Annotated in this window: 15 protein-coding genes; 10 read left to right on the top strand and 5 right to left on the bottom strand. The window is 67.4% G+C overall.

The window, feature by feature from the left end; translation table 11 throughout:
- The first annotated feature begins 10 nt into the window (after window positions 1-10).
- Window positions 11-1,093, top strand: coding sequence for a DUF1214 domain-containing protein (locus ASD30_RS23805; protein ID WP_056688107.1), 1,083 nt, complete (start codon window positions 11-13; stop codon window positions 1,091-1,093).
- 46 nt (window positions 1,094-1,139) lie between these two features.
- On the opposite strand, the gene ASD30_RS23810 is transcribed toward ASD30_RS23805, so the two are convergent.
- Window positions 1,140-1,565 carry a hypothetical protein gene (locus tag ASD30_RS23810; protein WP_156393768.1) on the bottom strand — a complete coding sequence of 142 codons (426 nt, stop codon included), beginning with the start codon at window positions 1,563-1,565 and terminating at the stop codon, window positions 1,140-1,142.
- A 116-nt stretch (window positions 1,566-1,681) separates the two neighbouring features.
- Window positions 1,682-4,054 carry a P-loop ATPase, Sll1717 family gene (locus ASD30_RS23815; protein WP_056688115.1) on the bottom strand — a complete coding sequence of 791 codons (2,373 nt, stop codon included), beginning with the start codon at window positions 4,052-4,054 and terminating at the stop codon, window positions 1,682-1,684.
- A 325-nt stretch (window positions 4,055-4,379) separates the two neighbouring features.
- On the opposite strand from ASD30_RS23815, the gene ASD30_RS23820 reads away from it, so the two are divergent.
- From ASD30_RS23820 to ASD30_RS23845, 4 genes are all read left to right on the top strand, one after another.
- The gene (locus ASD30_RS23820; RefSeq protein WP_200951238.1) at window positions 4,380-5,999 is read left to right on the top strand and encodes a DEAD/DEAH box helicase; all 1,620 of its coding nucleotides are present in this window, start codon (window positions 4,380-4,382) and stop codon (window positions 5,997-5,999) included.
- 917 nt (window positions 6,000-6,916) lie between these two features.
- On the top strand, window positions 6,917-7,207 hold the full coding sequence (locus ASD30_RS23835) for a hypothetical protein (protein ID WP_056688127.1): 291 nt from the start codon (window positions 6,917-6,919) through the stop codon (window positions 7,205-7,207).
- A gap of 73 nt (window positions 7,208-7,280) precedes the next feature.
- On the top strand, window positions 7,281-7,667 hold the full coding sequence (locus tag ASD30_RS23840; protein ID WP_056688130.1) for a hypothetical protein: 387 nt from the start codon (window positions 7,281-7,283) through the stop codon (window positions 7,665-7,667).
- 99 nt (window positions 7,668-7,766) lie between these two features.
- The gene (locus ASD30_RS23845) at window positions 7,767-9,119 is read left to right on the top strand and encodes a cytochrome P450 (protein WP_082564141.1); all 1,353 of its coding nucleotides are present in this window, start codon (window positions 7,767-7,769) and stop codon (window positions 9,117-9,119) included.
- Between the two features lie 77 nt (window positions 9,120-9,196).
- Here the strand turns inward: ASD30_RS23845 and ASD30_RS23850 are convergent, their stop codons facing one another.
- A complete protein-coding gene (locus ASD30_RS23850; protein WP_056688135.1) occupies window positions 9,197-9,634 on the bottom strand; it encodes a VOC family protein in 438 nt (145 codons plus the stop codon).
- Window positions 9,635-9,871: 237 nt separating this feature from the next.
- On the opposite strand from ASD30_RS23850, the gene ASD30_RS26795 reads away from it, so the two are divergent.
- On the top strand, window positions 9,872-10,036 hold the full coding sequence (locus ASD30_RS26795) for a hypothetical protein (protein WP_156388529.1): 165 nt from the start codon (window positions 9,872-9,874) through the stop codon (window positions 10,034-10,036).
- A gap of 73 nt (window positions 10,037-10,109) precedes the next feature.
- On the opposite strand, the gene ASD30_RS23855 is transcribed toward ASD30_RS26795, so the two are convergent.
- Window positions 10,110-11,363, bottom strand: a complete 1,254-nt coding sequence (locus ASD30_RS23855) for a DUF1214 domain-containing protein (protein WP_056688138.1) — start codon at window positions 11,361-11,363, stop codon at window positions 10,110-10,112.
- A 28-nt stretch (window positions 11,364-11,391) separates the two neighbouring features.
- Window positions 11,392-12,558 carry a 3-hydroxy-9,10-secoandrosta-1,3,5(10)-triene-9,17-dione monooxygenase oxygenase subunit gene (gene hsaA / locus ASD30_RS23860; protein WP_056688140.1) on the bottom strand — a complete coding sequence of 389 codons (1,167 nt, stop codon included), beginning with the start codon at window positions 12,556-12,558 and terminating at the stop codon, window positions 11,392-11,394.
- 151 nt (window positions 12,559-12,709) lie between these two features.
- Between hsaA and ASD30_RS23865 the strand changes: the two genes are divergently transcribed.
- From ASD30_RS23865 to ASD30_RS23880, 4 genes are all read left to right on the top strand, one after another.
- Window positions 12,710-13,873, top strand: a complete 1,164-nt coding sequence (locus ASD30_RS23865; protein ID WP_056688142.1) for a Rieske 2Fe-2S domain-containing protein — start codon at window positions 12,710-12,712, stop codon at window positions 13,871-13,873.
- Entirely contained in the window at window positions 13,873-14,184 is a 312-nt protein-coding gene (locus tag ASD30_RS23870; RefSeq protein WP_056688145.1) for a hypothetical protein, read from the top strand. Before ASD30_RS23865 ends, ASD30_RS23870 begins: the two co-directional genes overlap by 1 nt.
- On the top strand, window positions 14,181-15,020 hold the full coding sequence (locus ASD30_RS23875; RefSeq protein WP_056688148.1) for an SDR family NAD(P)-dependent oxidoreductase: 840 nt from the start codon (window positions 14,181-14,183) through the stop codon (window positions 15,018-15,020). Before ASD30_RS23870 ends, ASD30_RS23875 begins: the two co-directional genes overlap by 4 nt.
- A gap of 255 nt (window positions 15,021-15,275) precedes the next feature.
- Window positions 15,276-15,821, top strand: a complete 546-nt coding sequence (locus ASD30_RS23880) for a TetR family transcriptional regulator (protein WP_200949850.1) — start codon at window positions 15,276-15,278, stop codon at window positions 15,819-15,821.
- The last annotated feature ends 64 nt before the right edge of the window (window positions 15,822-15,885 follow it).

Consider the following 15,885-nt stretch of genomic DNA (forward strand, 5'->3'; position numbering starts at 1 on the left):
GGAGTGACCGATGACGGAAGAGGACGGCGCCGGGTTCGCCCGGCTCGCCGAGGCCGTGGCCGCAGCACCGGGCGAACTCGCCCGGCTCGACGCGCCGGACCGGCCGCTGGACTCGGCCGAGGGGCAGCGGCTCTACCTGCGCTACCTCACCATCGGCCTGGAGCTGTTCATCGACTACGGCGACCCCGTCTGGCCGGCCTTCCACAGCAAGACCCGTGACGGCGTCCGCAAGTTCGCCGGGGACAGCCCGGGTCAGCTCTACGACGCCGCACTGGTCAGCTTCGGCCATGAGTACGTCGTCTCCGGGTCGATGGCCGAGACCGAGTTCATCGAGTTCAGCCTCTACGCCGGCGACCTGACCGGACTCAACGCCTCGCCCCGTCGGATGATCGCGTCGGTCACCGAGCAGGACCTCGACCTCGACGACGACGGGAGCTTCGAGCTCCGACTCGACGCCCGCGGCGGGCGCAATGCCCTGCGGATGGAGCCTGACGCCAACTCGATCTCCGTGCGTCGCTACCTGCGCGACCCGTTGCGGGACCGACCGCGCCCGCTCTCGATCCGGCGTACGACGCCGGCACCCCCGCGGGAGCCCTTGACGTCCGAGGACCTGGCAGTCGGCATGGAGCAGGCGATCGGGTTCGCCAAGTTCAACACCCGTGTGTGGGCCGAATGGGCCCACCGTGAACGGTCGCAGCGGCTCAACGTGCTCGAGGCGATGCCCGATGAGGGAGACATCCACACCCCTGCCGGCCACGGCTACCTGACCGGCTACTGGTCGCTGGAACCGGACCAAGCGCTGATGATCGAGTTCACTCCGGACCCCGATGGCTACTGGAGCCTGGTGCCGATGAACTTCTGGATGGAGTCCTTCGAGTGGCGCTTCGGCGACCGGGTGCACGCCACGAGCTTCGACACCAGCCCGGGCCGGGACGGCGTCGTACGGCTGGTGCTGGCGGAGCAGGACCCAGGCCTTGCCGAGCACGACTGGCTCGCCACCCAGGGGCACTTTGAGGTGATGATCGCCCTGCGACATGCCCGCAGCGCCGGGCCGATCCCGCCGGTCACGACGGCCGTGGTGCGCATCCCCTGACCGGTCGTCGCCTCGCTTGCGGCAGACCTGCGGGGCCGGGACCGGTTCAGCGGCGCATTCGTGCCGTCCACTCCATCAGCTGTCGCGCGGCCAAGGCCAGCAACTGCCACGCCAGGTAGCACCCGCTCGCGACGACCACGCCGAACCACAGGTTCAGTGCCCAGCTTGAGTCCCCACCCTCGAGGCTGGCGGCCACCCAGGTCCACAGCGCCACCGCTGCCAGCCAGGGAGTTGCCCACGCCTGCGCCTCTTGGCGCACGGTGAGCGACTCGCGTCCGTAGACCGCGGCAAGGAACACGCTTGCCGCGGCGACGTACACCGCGCCGATCAGCGCCAGCACCCAGGCGCCCAGAGCCGCCACCAGCAGGAGCCACAGTGCTCCCGAGACGAGGTTGGCCACCAGCACGGGTCGGTCGAGTCGTCGTCTTGGCGCGGCCTGGGTTTCGGCGGCGGGGACGCCGGTCGTGTTCACACCCATGATTGTGTCCGGGCTTGCGTGTGCGCGCAGCCGTTCCCACGCCATCCCGCGTCATTCCACCCAGAATGACGCGGGACATTCACTCACAAGGTGTCGTCCAGCGACCAAGCCTAGACACTGGCGTCAGGATCCTCGATCAATAGGTGACGTCGGTAAGCAGGATGGATCTCATACGTGCGAGTGAGCCCCGCTGCCTTGCCGAGCTTCGAAGCAAGGATCTCGGCCTTCTGCATCTCGCCTGGAGTTCCTCCGTAGTCGAAGATGCCCAACGATGTCTGAATGCCCAAGAATCCATGCTGCCGCAGGATGTGCATGTAGTCAGGATGAGCTTCGCGGGGAACGCCACCCTCCGCCATAACATCACGAACTTCACCGTCGGAAAGCTTCGCGTTCTCGCCGACGAACGCCATCAGGAGACTCTCCATGTCCAGCCCAACGGCTACCCCTTCGACGAGGAGAGCTTCGTAGGCGAATTGGCTATACGCGAGCTCGGCCTTATCGATGTCATCGGCGTCAATGATGTGATGCCGAGCGTTCGTGGCCTGCACGACGGCCGAGTTCGCGAAGAAGATCAGGTCGCGCGGGCGTGGTTGCACCCGGGACAGTACGTAGTCCCTCGACGGCCTGCCCTTGATCTCTTTTGCGAAGAACTCAGTCCAGAGAGCGTCGGCAGTTGTCTTGCCACCGCGAGAAACGATGAAACGGTCCTCAAGCACCCTGGCCAGGAGGTCCACGTCGCGCCATTCAATCTCGGCAGCGCTGATCTTGTCTGGCTCTCGAGCGCGAGTGCGAACGTAGGCGTAGATGTCGCTTCGCAAGAACGCCGTCAGAGTGAATCGAACCTTCCTGCCATCGCTTGCGACCTCTCGGTCGATCTCGTCTGAGACTCTCCCGACGGCGGTGAGAAGGCCAAAAATCACGGAAGACATTGTCGCAAGGTCTGCTCCGTGTTCCCAAGCCTTGTCGAGATTGTCAATTAAGATTGCCACCCGGGCCTTGTTTGTCAAGGCAGCCACGAGAAGGGTGCGCAGGGACCGGATGTGGCCCCCGTAGAGCGCCCGACCTATCTGCTTGCGGGTCTCTTCGAGACCAGATTCCTCGGCCAAGCTGTCCAAATCGAGATCAAGGTTCCGGATGAGGTCCTCGAGCCGCTCCGAGAACGATGCATCCGTTCCATGGTGCACGGCATTGAGCGCTCTGCGGACAGCATCGACAGGTGAGCCAGAAGCTAGTCCAGCGGGTGACTGTTCCGCATGCGTCACCAATGCCGCCCCCACCTCCGTGTATAGCAAGTACTTCCAGATGCCTTCTATCAGGTAGTCGCCGATGTGAGAAACGTGGATCCCGCGCAGTAGGTCGTTCAGAGCCTCAAGCTCGTAGGAGGCCGGTTTGATCACACATACAACGTTGCGTGCGTCGCTCCTCAGAACAGAGGCCGCTTGCAGCATGCTTGCCGTTTTTCCGGTGCCTTTGCGACCGGTGAAGATGGTCGCAGTGCCTTCCACGACGTCCAGGAAGTCTCGAGTCTCAACGAAGTATTCGTCCAGCCCGCCGGCGTCAGCCTCGGCGACATGATTTCCGAATCGAAGCGCTGCTAGTTCTGCGGGCAGGTGTCGGCGGATCCGCTGGCCACTAGCACTCTCGAACTTCAAACCGGAGAGCCAAGTCTCGGCGCGCTCCGACAGGTTCTTGGAGTTGGTGTAGGAGAGCCGCAGATCGCGGTAGTCCATTGCCACTGGTGCAGCGCTGTTCATCACCACTCTGACTTGGCGACCCATTCCGATTGCGACTCCTGCCAAGAGCGCACAACGCCGGTTGGACACATCAGCGAGAAGGGCCTCCGGTGGGGTGAAGTGATAGATCGCGAAAGGACTCGTGTACGTGACTTGTGTCAACCAAGCCAAAGGAGATGTGCCGTGCTCGTCCAACGGGATTGTCAGTACATCGAGCTTCCGATGTGAGGCGAGCAGTTTGGACAACGCCCGAGCGGCCTCGTCTTCCTTCATGCTTGGCACGTACAACAGGCGATCTTCGAGCGTTGGATTGTTCTCCTCGCCCAAGAAGGTCGTAAGCAAGGGCGGCGGCGGCGTCGCAATGATCTTGGTGAGACGACCAAGGAGTTCATCCGAGTTGAGGTATCCGGTGTAACCGGTCGTGGTCAGCAGCGCGAACTCGCGAAAGATGCGGTCCGAGGTCTGATTGTCTGCCTCTCGTGTGATCACCACGGCCTTACCAGCGCCGATCGCCACGCCCAGTTCAAACAAGACGTTGTTATTCATGCTGGTGACGTCAAAGATCCCGAGAGTGCAGTCATGGATGGCGTCGAGGATGTCATTGATAATGAGCTTCCCGTCTACGAGCAGGTCCTCCCACGTAATGGACTGCTCGACACTCGCGAACTCAGCGACTCGAGTCGCGGCGGCCTGGATGCACTCACGGGCATTGGTGTCCGAGCCGGCATAGCCGAAGAAAAGTCTCTGCACGTCGGCAGCCTACTGAATGGTCGCCCACCGACGGGCTCGTTCTGACACAAACCACCCATGTGGCTCGCGCGTCAGTCCCCGTGGCGTCCAACGTGCGTCATTCCACCGCCGATGGGGCACTGGATGCCGCGCAAATCGGCGTCTGCACTGAGCACCGCGGACGTGGGCGAGCCGACTCTGTGCGTGGGGGCGGCCCCGATAGTGTCCGGGGGTGGCCAGTCCTCGCCGATCCAGTGCTCGTCGGCGCAGCTCGTCCCCGCGCCGGGGCGGCGTGCGACAGTCACAGCGGCCGTTGCCGGCCCCCGGTCCGGACGAGCGACTGTGGGTGCTTGACGTCCCGTACGGGACACAGGTCGACGATGCCGCGTGGCACCCGACAGTCAAGGCCCATCTGTACGTCGGGCGTGCTGTGCCCGCGCACCTGGCGCCCTATGCTCCGGGTCCGTTCACGCTCGGTCGGTTCATCGAGAACACCCTCAATCCCGGCAACCCGACGCCCAGCTCCGAGCCGACCGACGCACTCGAACCCCGGATGATTCAGTACGAGGCGGCCGATGCGATCGCGGCGCATGCCGCCGCAGGCGGAAGGCAGTTCCTGCTGGCTGACGAACCCGGCGTGGGCAAGACGATCTCCGCGGTCCTTGGGGCAACTGCGGTGGGTGACCTGCGCGGTGCGCGACGCGTTCTCGTCATCGCCGACCGACCTGCCGCGATCACGATCGGTCACTGGTGCCGCACGATCATGGCGCTGGGCCACGGCGGTCTCGAATGGGTCGTGATCACGTGGGATCGACTCGAGAAGGTCAAGGACCACACGTGGGACGTGATCATCGCCGACGAGGCCCACGCCCTGCGACGTACGACGACGAAGCGGTGGAAGCTCTGGGCGCGGATCTCGGGACACGGGAAGCCGCACGACAAGGCGCCGTTCGTCATCGCAACGACTGCGACGCCCGGACACACGCCACTCGAGCTGCCCTACCTCGCTCCGGCATATGCGCAGGTGCTCGGCGAGCCCATGAAGGACTGGGCATCGGCCACGCAACCCGGTGCCACGTTCGCGACCGCCCTCGAACGCCACGGCGTGGGGGTGGAGCAAGGACGCTACGGAGCGACGTGGACCACCGATCCGGCGCGGCGCGCTGCGGACCTCAAACTGGTGCGCGGCTGGCTGGCCGAGGAACGTCCCCCGGCGATGCTGCACCGCGCTGCGCCGTGGGGTCCGGTGCCGATCTCGGGCATGCCGGTGGCTCTCACGCCGGCGGAGCGGACGGCGTACGAGGCCGAGTGGGGAGAGTTCTGTCGTGAGATGGACATCGCTCGACGCGGCCGCAATGTAGCGAAAGGCCGGGCCGCGCTGCTGCGGTTCCGTCAAAAGGCCGGGCTCATTCGCGTCGACTCGACGGTCGCCTGGATCGCCCAGCAGGTCCAGGCTGAGCGACAAGTGGCGTGCTCGGTCGAGTTCGTCGCGACCGCCGCCGACCCGATCGCCGATCGCCTGCGTGACTCCGGCATCGAAGTCGCCACAATCTATGGCCGCAACCGGTTCGACCCCGAGGCCGAGAGGCTCAGGTTCCAGACCGGACAGGCAAAGGTCTGCGTCTTCACCACGGTCGCCTCGATCAGCCTGCACGCCGGCGAGACCCTCCCCGACGGCCGCCAGGCGAGCACCGAGCCGCGCGTCGGCGTCTTCCACCAAGCCCGCTTCTCGGGCATCGCCGCACGACAGGTGACCGGCCGCACCCACCGCGACCACCAGGTCTCGCCGTGGCACATCGCGTACGCCGAGGGCACGGTGGAGGAGCAGGTCGGCAAGGTGATGGTGGAGCGGATCGCCGCAGCCTCCGACACGGTGGGAGGCGACACCACCGGCCTCGCCGACCTCGCCAGCCTCCTCGGAGCCGACTGGCTGCCGACCACGACCCTGACCGAAGACGGTGCCTGAGGGGCCCGGCTCACGGGAGGGTCATCGGCTGCACGGGGCAACCAGGCAGTGGGGAGGGCTGCGTTCCACCGCGATATCTGAAGAAGACACACGCGCCGCGGAGCTAGGTGCCATGATTCGCGACGTGAGAGATGCCCGTGCCTACGCCTTCTGGATCCTTCCACCCCTCCTTGCCGTCGTCGTGACCGGTGCATACATGCTGCTTCGGAGCGAGGGACCCATGGGAGAACGCGTCCTGTCGATCGTGGTCTTCGTGGTGTTGGCAGCGCTTGTCCAGACGCTGCTGTACCGCTCCAACCGGGCTCGCTCTAGAACTGCCGCCCGTTCCGCTGATCGGTCATGCAGTGCTTAAGCGTTTGAGTCCGTGGCAGGCCGCGGCCGCCATCACCGCGATTCTCCTTGTCGTGCAGGTGCTACTCGTTCTCGGAGAGGCCAAGGAACCGGGGGCAGAAGAACTGTCGCCGTTGTCGCCCCAAGCGACAGAGATTGCGGTCAGTGCAGCAGCCTTTGTCTTCGTGTTCTTGGTCTTGTGGTTGGTGCTCTCGGTACCCGCCGCGCTGAAGGCGTGGCGGAGCCGTGCCCGAGGCGCATAGCCGCGAAGGGCGGAACGGCACGTGAGAGACAAGGCGGGTACGGTCACGGAGTCGCCCAGCCGTGCCTCGTCGGTCTTGGGAGGCATGTATCGCTGGAAGTGGGGGATCTCGGCAATCCTCTGCGCCGTCCTCGTGTTCGGCTTGAACGACGGGCGTTCTGGACCATGGGCCTGGTTGCTCGTCAGCCTGTTCGTGTTGCTCCTATGGCTACCGATCCTCGTCTTCGGAGCTCGATCGATTCGCGAGGCCGGCAGGTCGTTCCGAGATAGATACGAGCGAGACTAGGTCTCCCTTGGGTTTGTCCACTCACGAACGCAGCGGGAAATGGCCACACAGGTCGCCGACATCGCGGATGATGCGCTCATGTCAACTGGTCAAGCCCTTCCAAGGCCCCTGGGATGGTTCCTGCTCTTCACCGGCGCAGTCGCCGCGATCAGCACCTCCACGGCCATCGCGGATGGCGTGACACGGAGTGACCTGGCGACGTTGGGCTTCGCAGCTTGCCTACTGTTGATGGGCCTTGATCAGTTGTTCTGGCACGGGTCGAAGCCTGCTGTTCGGTGGGTCGGCTTCCCGCTCAGCGTGATCACGTTGGCGTTGTTGCTGACGTCATGAGCGCCGTCTTGCTCAGCCGACCGGGCTGGGGAACTCGATCGCTGTCCAGGCTCGTTGCTGCCACGATGCCTAGATGATGGAACTCAACGCGGAGTCGGCGATCAAGGCCGGGGGCTGGGATCCGCGGTACGCCGTGACCCTTGCGGCCGCCGTACAGGACGACATTGCCGCGGCGCTGGTCGACACCAACGGTGACGAGGCTGACATCGACCTCGACGAGTACGTGCGCGGACCGGACGGTGAGTGGCAGGAGGCGGGGAGTGGCAGCGCCGACGACCAGGGCACCCACTGGTCCTGGCGGATGGTGTCGATCTGGGGGCGGACGGCACCGGGCAGGACTGTCGAGATCGAGTACCTCGGGGTCAGCCACTCGACGGTCGCTCTGGAGACGGGCTGGTGGCTCTTCATCGCACCGTCGACGGATGACTACGAGGCTCTCCCACAGCGGATCCAGCGCTAGAACGTGCGCCGAGGACGGAGCCGCAGCGACTCCCAGGCACCATGGAACTCCTACCTGGGGAGGTTGTCGGGCGCCTGAGCCGGGGACAGACTCGATCGCATGACTACCTCCGCGGAGCCGAGAGTCCCGGCGTACATCGAGGGCTGGCCGCCCCTGCCGACCGGGGAGTTCCCACCCGGCCCGCGACTGCCGTCCGTCGTACAGACCCTGGCCTTCATGCGGTTCCGCAGTGCGTTCGTCCCGCGACTGCACCGACGGTACGGCGACGTCTTCACGATCCGGCTGCTGCCAGACGGGCGGCCACTCGTCGTCTACTCCAAGCCCGACCAGATCAAGGACATCTTCGCCGGCGACCCGGAGAACTTCCATGCGGGCAAGGGAAACGCCATTCTCGGGCCGGTCATGGGGGAGCACTCGGTGCTCCTGCTCGACGCGTCGCAGCACAAGCGCGCCCGCAAGTTGCTGATGCCGGCGTTCAGTGCCCGCGCGCTCAAGGGGTACGAAGAGCTGATCGCCCAGATCGCCAAGGACCAGGTCGACCAGTGGCCGGTCGGCACGACGTTCGCGTCGCTCGAGCGGATGAACGCGCTGACCCTGGCCGTCATCATCCGCGTCGTCTTTGGCGTGACCGACGAGCACCGGGTCGTGGAGCTGCAGCCCCTGATCGACAACGTGGTCAACGTGAACCCGCTCGTCCTGGTCGGCGCGAGCTACCCGCAGCTGGGGAAGATCGGCATGTGGAAGGCGTTCCACCAGAACCAGCGCGAGCTCAACCGGGTGCTGTACGCCGAGATCGCCGAGCGTCGACAGGCCGCCGACCTCGCCACGCGCACCGACGTACTCTCCCAGCTGCTGCACGTCGGCGACCACGAGGGCGAGGACCCACTGACCGACGCCGAGCTGCGCGACCAGCTCGTCACGCTGTTGCTGGCCGGTCACGAGACCACGGCCACCGCGTTGGCCTGGTCGCTCTACGAGCTCGGCCGTTCACCGCAGCTCCTCGGCAAGGCGCAGGGGGCGGCCGACTCCGGCGACGACGCCTACCTCGAGGCGGTGCTGAAGGAGTCGATGCGGCTGCACCCGGTGATCCCCATCGTGACGCGGCTGCTGATGAAGCCGGCCGTCGTCGGGGGAGTGTCGCTGCCGGCCGGTGCGGCAGTCGCCGCATCGATCGAGCTGTCCCACAGCGAGAACTTCGCGGACCCGCAAGTCTTCCGGCCGGAGCGCTTCATCGAGGGCAAGGTCGAGGCCAACACCTGGATTCCCTTCGGGGGCGGCGTACGACGCTGCATCGGCGCCGGCTTCTCGCTGATGGAGGGCGTGACGGTGTTGCGTGAGGTGCTGACCCGCTACGACCTCAGCGCGCAGGGTGACGACGTGGCCAAGGTTCGCAACATCACCAGCGTCCCGAAGCGCGGCGCCCGGCTCGTGGTGACACGACGTACGCCCTGACGGTCCTGCGTCACTGAGGTCGCCGCGTGGGGCCGAGCGGCGGCGTGGCGGCGTGGCGGCGTACCGGCGTACCGGCGTCAGCCGAAGTACTCGAAGAGGGACACGACGATTCCCTCCGGGCCGCGCACGTAGGCCATGCGCACGACGTTCTCGTGCTCGCCGATGCCGCCCACCAGGCCGTATCCCTTCGCGGCCAGCTCGTCGACCGCGCCGTGGAGGTCGTCGACCTCGAAGCTGACGTTGCGCAGGCCCACCTCCGTGGCCAGGGCGTCGGGTGAGCCCGGCTGGTGGTCGGGCCGGACGAAACGCGCCAGCTCGAGCCGGATGCCGTCGGGGGACTTGAGCATCACCACCTCGGTGCGGGAGTCGGGGACGGCGCACACCGTCTCGAGGAACTCGCCCTCGACGAAGGTGCGGCCCTCGATCTCGAGGCCGAGCCCGACGAAGAACTCGGCCGCCTTGTCGATGTCGGAGACGGTGATGCCAACGTGGTCGAAGCGCTTGATGCGTGCCATGGGATTGATCCTCCAGTACTCGTGGTTGGTCCTTCCACCCCTTGGTCGGAGCCGACCAGAGTTTCTCGACATCCGTCACGAGATTTTCTTCGGAAGCTTTCAGTCGAGGTCTCGCTCGGGAGAAAGTCGTCCGGGCTGACCTGTCGAATACGGTCGGGGCCGTTCGTGGAACTGATGAGAGGCCGACACGGACCGCCAACCGGGCGGTCGCCTCGGGACCCGAAGGAGATGACTCAGATGTTCACGATCGAAGAAGACCGCGGCACCTACCGGGGCCCCGTCCGCCGGCACAACGGCTACTACGCCGGAGACTTCACCCGCAGCCAACGCGCCACGCCCGGTGAGATCGCAAAGCTGGCCAGGCTCCAGGCCCCGACCTTCCCGACCCGGTCCACGCACTGACCGCCGGTCCTGCCGCGGGCAGCCTGAGCGTCAAAAGCGGCCCGCCTGACCGTCAGCGCAGGCCTCCTGAGCGTCAGCGCAGGCGACGGGCGAAGGCGGCGGCCCGCTGCTGCAACTGCTCCGCACGTCCTGCGGGGGTGATCCGGTGCTCGTCGCCGAAGAACGAGGCGGCGTCGCGGAGCGGGACCACGCGGACCTCGCGCACCGGCTCGGCGTCCTCGGCAACCTGTCCGCCCTGCCACCGGGCGGCGACCATGCCGGCGGTCAGCCCGCCGGTGTCGAGCCAGTTGTGCACGCCGGGGTCGGTCGCGGCCACCAGGTAGGTGAGCGTGCCGTCGGCGTTCGCCTTGGCCTGGCGGTTGTTCAGCCCGCCGGTCGCCTCGACGCTGGGACGAGTGACGCCCCACGGGTCGGTGACCTCGAAGCCCAGGTAGTCGGCGCCGCACGGGTCGAGGGTGACCAGCAGCCCCTCGTCGGCGGCGACGTCGAACCGGCCCACCACCGAGGCCCCGAAGGGCCGCGGCGTCGGCTGCTTGATCGCGTTGAGCGGTCGTACGTCGTGGATCAGCTCGTTGTCGTAGTCCAGCCAGTAGCGGCTCAACCGCTCCACGTTGGCCACGGCCAGCTCGACCAGGTCGGCGTCCGTCGGCTCGGGTGCGGCGTCAGGCCCCGCAACCCGCTCGATCTCCAGCCACAGCGGGTCCTGGGACTCCCAGTCCGTGAGGGCGTCGCGCACCAGCATCCAGGTCGAGGTCGGTGCGGTCAGGAGGTGCGGTCGGTCGTCGACCGGCGTCGGCCCGACCGTGAGCTCGAAGCGACCGTCGGCGTCCGGCACCAGCTGTGACGAGAGCACCACGGAGGCGATCGCGGCGCCCTCACGGGTCACCTCTCCGTCGGCCTCCGGGGCGCCGTAGCAGATGAACGAGAACTGGGCGGCCGGCACCTCCGGCACCCGACCCCGCACGACGTACGTCGACTCGCCGTCGACCGCGCTGCGGCGGTGCACGTTGTCGGGATTGTCGATGCCGTAGCCGGAGTTGGGCATGTCGATCCCGTGCCAGCCGTGGGCCGAGCAGGCCGACCACAGGAAGACCGGCCGGGCCGGGTCCGCGACCAGTGCGTGCTGCACGGCGGCGACCGTGATCGACGCGGCGGCGGCCTCGAGGGAGGCGACGCCGGCGGGGTGCGAACCGTAGTTGCGGTCGGCTCGGTAGAGCGCCGCGACCCGGTCGCGGGCGGCCAGGAGCTCCGGTGTGGCGAGGAGGTCGAGCGCCCGCCGTTCGAGAGTGAGCTGGCTCGCGGTGGACAGGGGACCGGTGCCGGTCATGGTGCTCCTTCTCGGTCGAGCTGTCGGTTCAGATGAGGTTGTCCTCGACGGTGATGCCGAAGACGCCCTTGCCGTAGAGGGCGAGGGTGCGCTCGACGTCGTTGGCCACGTGCACCGAACCCGCGTGCGCGTCGCGCCAGGCCCGGCTGATCGCACTGGTCCAGTGCAGCGAGCTGCCGCCGGCAGTCTTGAAGAGGATGTCGATGGCCTCCAGGGCGCGCTCGGTGCCGAGCACCTGGTCGCGCCGGGTGCGCAGTCGCAGCTCCATCGGGATCTCGCCGCCGGCCGCTGCCGCGGCGTACATCTCGGACATGTTGCGGTCCATCTGCAGCACCGCCCCGTCGACCGCCGACGACGCCCGCGCCACCGCGACCTGCGCGAACTGGTCCTCCGCGAAACGACCGCCGCCGAGGCTGAGCCGGAGCCGGTCGGCCATCTCGCCGACGTACGTCTCCAGGCAGCCGGCCACGGCGCCGAGCACCGGCGCGGTGACGGCGGTGGTGAAGATCGCGCCGAACGGCATCCGGTAGAGCGGCCCCTTGTTCACCTTCTGTCCCGGCCCGGTGAGGCGGGCGTGCTCGAAGTTGCGGAGCGTGCGGTGCTCGGGGACGAAGACGTCCTCGACCACCACGTCGTTGCTGCCGGTGCCGCGCAGCCCGACCGTGTTCCACACGTCGAGGATCTCGACGTCGGCGCGCGGCACCAGGGCGGTGATGAAGTCGACGGGGTTGCCGGTCGGGCCGATCACCAGGGCACCGAGGAGCAGCCACTCCGCGTGGTTGCACCCGGAGGAGAAGCTCCATCGGCCGCTCATCCGGTAGCCGCCCGAGGCCCGCTTCAGCTGCCCCACCGGGGCGTACGACGACGCGAGCAGCACGTCCGGCCCGTCGGACCAGACTTCGTCCTGGGCGGCCTTGGCGAAGAGCGCCACCTGCCACGGGTGCACGCCCATCACGGAGCTGACCCAGCCGGTGGAACCGCAGGCGCCGGAGATCATCCGGACTGCCTCGTAGAACCTCAGCGGCTCGAGCTCGAGGCCGCCGTACTTCTTGGGCTGGAGCATCCGGAACAGGCCGGTGTCGGTGAGCTCCGCGATGGTCTCCTTCGACACCACGCGGGCCTCGTCGGTCGACACGGCACGCTCGGCGATCGCCGGGAGGAGGGCTCGCACGTTGTCCAGGACGTCTTGGCTCATGCGGCCAGAATGCGGCCACTCGGGGACGCGATCGGCGACTTCTTCCGTTGAGTGGGACTTCGGTCCGCGCGCGCTCGGGGGCGGGTCGAGACTCGAGCGAAAGATCGGTGAGTGGCACACCCCCCCCAGGCACGGACGGAGACAGACGGACATGACTGCAGTCGAGGACGAGGTTCGCCGGATCGAAGCAGACGCTGCACCCACCCGGTTCGCCCGGGGGTGGCACTGCCTCGGCCTGGCCAAGGACTTCCAGGACGGCGAGCCGCACCAGGTGCTGGCCTTCGGACAGAAGCTGGTCGTGTTCGCCGGCGAGGACGGCACGGTGAACGTGCTCGACGGCTACTGCCGCCACATGGGCGGCGACCTGTCGCAGGGCACCGTCAAGGGCAACGAGATCGCCTGCCCGTTCCACGACTGGCGCTGGGGCGGGGACGGCCGCTGCAAGGCGATCCCCTACGCCCGACGCGTCCCGTTGCGGGCCCGTACGGCGTCCTGGCCGACGCTGGTCCAGGACGGCATGCTCTTCGTCTGGAACGACCCGCAGGGCAACCCGCCGCCGGCCGACGTCACCATCCCACGGATCGCCGGTGCCACCGACGACAACTGGACCGACTGGACCTGGTACACCACGGTCATCGAGGGTGCGAACTGCCGCGAGATCGTCGACAACATCGTCGACATGGCGCACTTCTTCTACATCCACTACTCGTTCCCGACGTACTTCAAGAACGTCTTCGAGGGCCCGGTGGCGACCCAGTTCATGGAGGGGGAGGGACGTGAGGACGTCGCGCGTCCCCAGTCCGAGGGCAGTGGTGCTCCGAAGGCCACCGGCAACAGCTCCGTGGCGGCGTACCACGGTCCGTCCTTCATGATCGACGACCTCGTCTACCACTACGAGGACGCGGACCTGAAGAGCGTCCTGATCAACTGCCACTACCCGATCGACGCCAACTCCTTCGTGCTGCAGTACGGCGTCATCGTCGAGAAGCGGGTCGGCATGGCCGACGAGGAGGCCGACGCGATGGCCCAGAAGATGGGCGACTTCATCAAGATCGGCTTCGAGCAGGACGTCACGATCTGGAAGAACAAGGCACGCGTCGACAACCCCCTCCTGTGCGAGGAGGACGGACCCGTCTACCAGCTGCGCCGTTGGTACGAGCAGTTCTACGTCGACGTCGAGGAGGTCACCCCCGAGATGACCGAGCGCTTCGAGTTCGAGATCGACACCACGCGGCCCAACGAGGCCTGGAAGGCCGAGGTCGCCGCGAACATCAAGGCGCGGGACGCGTCCGCCGCGCAGGAGCAGACGGTCTGATGGCCGTCCGCCCCGACAACCGGCTGGCCGACGGGCCCATGCAGCCTGTCGACTGCGAGGCCTGTGGGGCACGGGTCCTCGCGCGCAAGAGCAGCTGGGAGCAGACCTCGCTCCAGTGGTCCGACGAGGCAGCCCAGACCTGTGTCGAACGGCGGGCAGCCTCGCCCCGACCCGGCCCGAACGGTGCCGCCTTCGCCGGCTGCGCCAGCCTGCGGAACTCGGTCATCAAGGCGGTCCACCGCGGCGACGTGGACGTGCAGGTCGACGAACCACTCAAGACGAACCCGGAAGGCGAGCACGCGCACGCATGACGACCAACCCGATCAACGCAGACTCGAACAACGCAAAGCAGATCAACGCGGAGAACTACGGCCCCTGGGCGGTCATCGCAGGCGGCTCGGAGGGTGTGGGTGCCTCCTTCGCCCACCAGCTCGCCGACGCCGGCCTCAACCTCGTCCTGCTGGCCCGCAAGACGGGGCCGCTCGAGGAGACCGCGGCCGCCGTCCGGGCCAAGGGTGTCGAGGTGCGCACCCTGTCGGTCGACCTGACCGAGGTCGACGCGCCCAAGAGGGTCGCCGAGGTGACCGAGGGCCTCGAGGTCGGCCTGCTGGTGTTCAACGCCGGGGCCAACACCTACGGCCACGAGTTCGTCAGCGGTGACCTGGAGAAGTTCAGCCGGGTGATCGACCTCAACATCACCGCCCAGCTGGCGCTCGTGCAGCTGTTCGGCGCACCGATGAAGGAGCGTCGCCGCGGCGGCATCCTGCTGGTCGGCTCGCTGGCCGGCCTCCTCGGCTCGGCGCAGATCAGCATCTATGCCGCGGCCAAGTCCTTCGGTCGGATCTTCGCCGAGGGCCTGTGGCTCGAGATGCGCGACTACGACGTCGACGTGGTCGAGTTCGTGCTCGGGGTCACCCGCACTCCCGCGATGGCCCGGGCCGGGCTCAACTTCGACATCCCCGGCATGCACGTCTCCGAGCCGGACGACGTTGCCCGGCAGGCACTCGCCGCACTCACCCACGGACCGATCCAGGTCGCCGAGGGCAACGAGAAGGCCGTGGAGATCCGCAGCGGCAGTGATCGCCGCAAGCTGGTGCTCGGGGCGCACGAGGCGTCCAAGCGGATGCTGCCGCCCTCGTCGGAGTGACCTGGCGCCCAGCCGCTGCCAGCAGGCCTGCCGAGCCCAGGGTCTGCCGAGCGCCGGGCGGGCGAGCGCCGGTCGGGCGAGCGCCGGTCGGGCGCGTTGTCGCCCGGCGCCGATCCCGCTCACCGGTAGAGTTGCGCGCGCACGGTGAGAGCCTCGCGAGACGATGGCTCCGACATCGACGAGGGGAATGACGTGCCGAGAATCGGCGAGGTGAGGCCGCCAGCGCAGCCGAACTCACCACAACAGCAGGAGCGGGTGGAGCGCATCCTCCGCTCCGCCGCCCGCCAGGGAGCCGCCAACGGGCTCGAGCGCGTGCAGATGCTCGAGGTGGCCAAGGAGTCCGGCGTCGCGATCGCGACGCTCTACCGCTACTTCCCCTCGAAGATGCACCTGTTCACCGCGGTCATGCAGAGCCAGATCCAGCGCATGGAGGGCGCGGTGGCCGACGTGGACCCGGACGCCGACCCGGTGGTGACCGTCACCGAGCTCTTGATCCTTGCGACCCGGCAGATGCTCAAGACCCCCCTGCTGACGCACGCGATGATGGTCTCCAACAACGCGGCGTTGCACGCGACGCACGCCGACGCCAACGTCACCCATGCGTCGTTCTCTGCCTTGTTGCTGGGTGCTGCGGGTCTCGCCGAGCCGAGCGCTCGCGACGAGCAGCTCGCCCGACTGATCGAGCAGGCGTGGTACGGCGTGATCACCGCCGCGCTGAACCAGCGGAATCCGATCGAGCAGGTCGAGGACGACATCCGGGTCTCCTGCGCGCTGCTGTTGGCCGAGTGGTCGCACTCCTGATCCGCGACCGCGTCTGATCTGCGACCGCGTCTGATCTGCGACCGCGTCGCCGGCCCCTCGGCGT

Origin of the sequence: Nocardioides sp. Root140 (assembly GCF_001426745.1) — a bacterium.
In the GTDB taxonomy this organism is placed as follows: Bacteria; Actinomycetota; Actinomycetes; order Propionibacteriales; family Nocardioidaceae; genus Nocardioides.

Coding starts and splice junctions, on each gene's coding strand:
- ASD30_RS23855 (WP_056688138.1), bottom strand. CDS start 11,363: ATGACCGGCACCGGTCCCCTGTCCACCGCGAGCCAGCTCACTCTCGAA.
- hsaA (WP_056688140.1), bottom strand. CDS start 12,558: ATGAGCCAAGACGTCCTGGACAACGTGCGAGCCCTCCTCCCGGCGATC.
- ASD30_RS23875 (WP_056688148.1), top strand. CDS start 14,181: ATGACGACCAACCCGATCAACGCAGACTCGAACAACGCAAAGCAGATC.
- ASD30_RS23865 (WP_056688142.1), top strand. CDS start 12,710: ATGACTGCAGTCGAGGACGAGGTTCGCCGGATCGAAGCAGACGCTGCA.
- ASD30_RS23805 (WP_056688107.1), top strand. CDS start 11: ATGACGGAAGAGGACGGCGCCGGGTTCGCCCGGCTCGCCGAGGCCGTG.
- ASD30_RS23840 (WP_056688130.1), top strand. CDS start 7,281: ATGATGGAACTCAACGCGGAGTCGGCGATCAAGGCCGGGGGCTGGGAT.
- ASD30_RS23835 (WP_056688127.1), top strand. CDS start 6,917: ATGGCCACACAGGTCGCCGACATCGCGGATGATGCGCTCATGTCAACT.
- ASD30_RS26795 (WP_156388529.1), top strand. CDS start 9,872: ATGTTCACGATCGAAGAAGACCGCGGCACCTACCGGGGCCCCGTCCGC.
- ASD30_RS23870 (WP_056688145.1), top strand. CDS start 13,873: ATGGCCGTCCGCCCCGACAACCGGCTGGCCGACGGGCCCATGCAGCCT.
- ASD30_RS23845 (WP_082564141.1), top strand. CDS start 7,767: ATGACTACCTCCGCGGAGCCGAGAGTCCCGGCGTACATCGAGGGCTGG.
- ASD30_RS23850 (WP_056688135.1), bottom strand. CDS start 9,634: ATGGCACGCATCAAGCGCTTCGACCACGTTGGCATCACCGTCTCCGAC.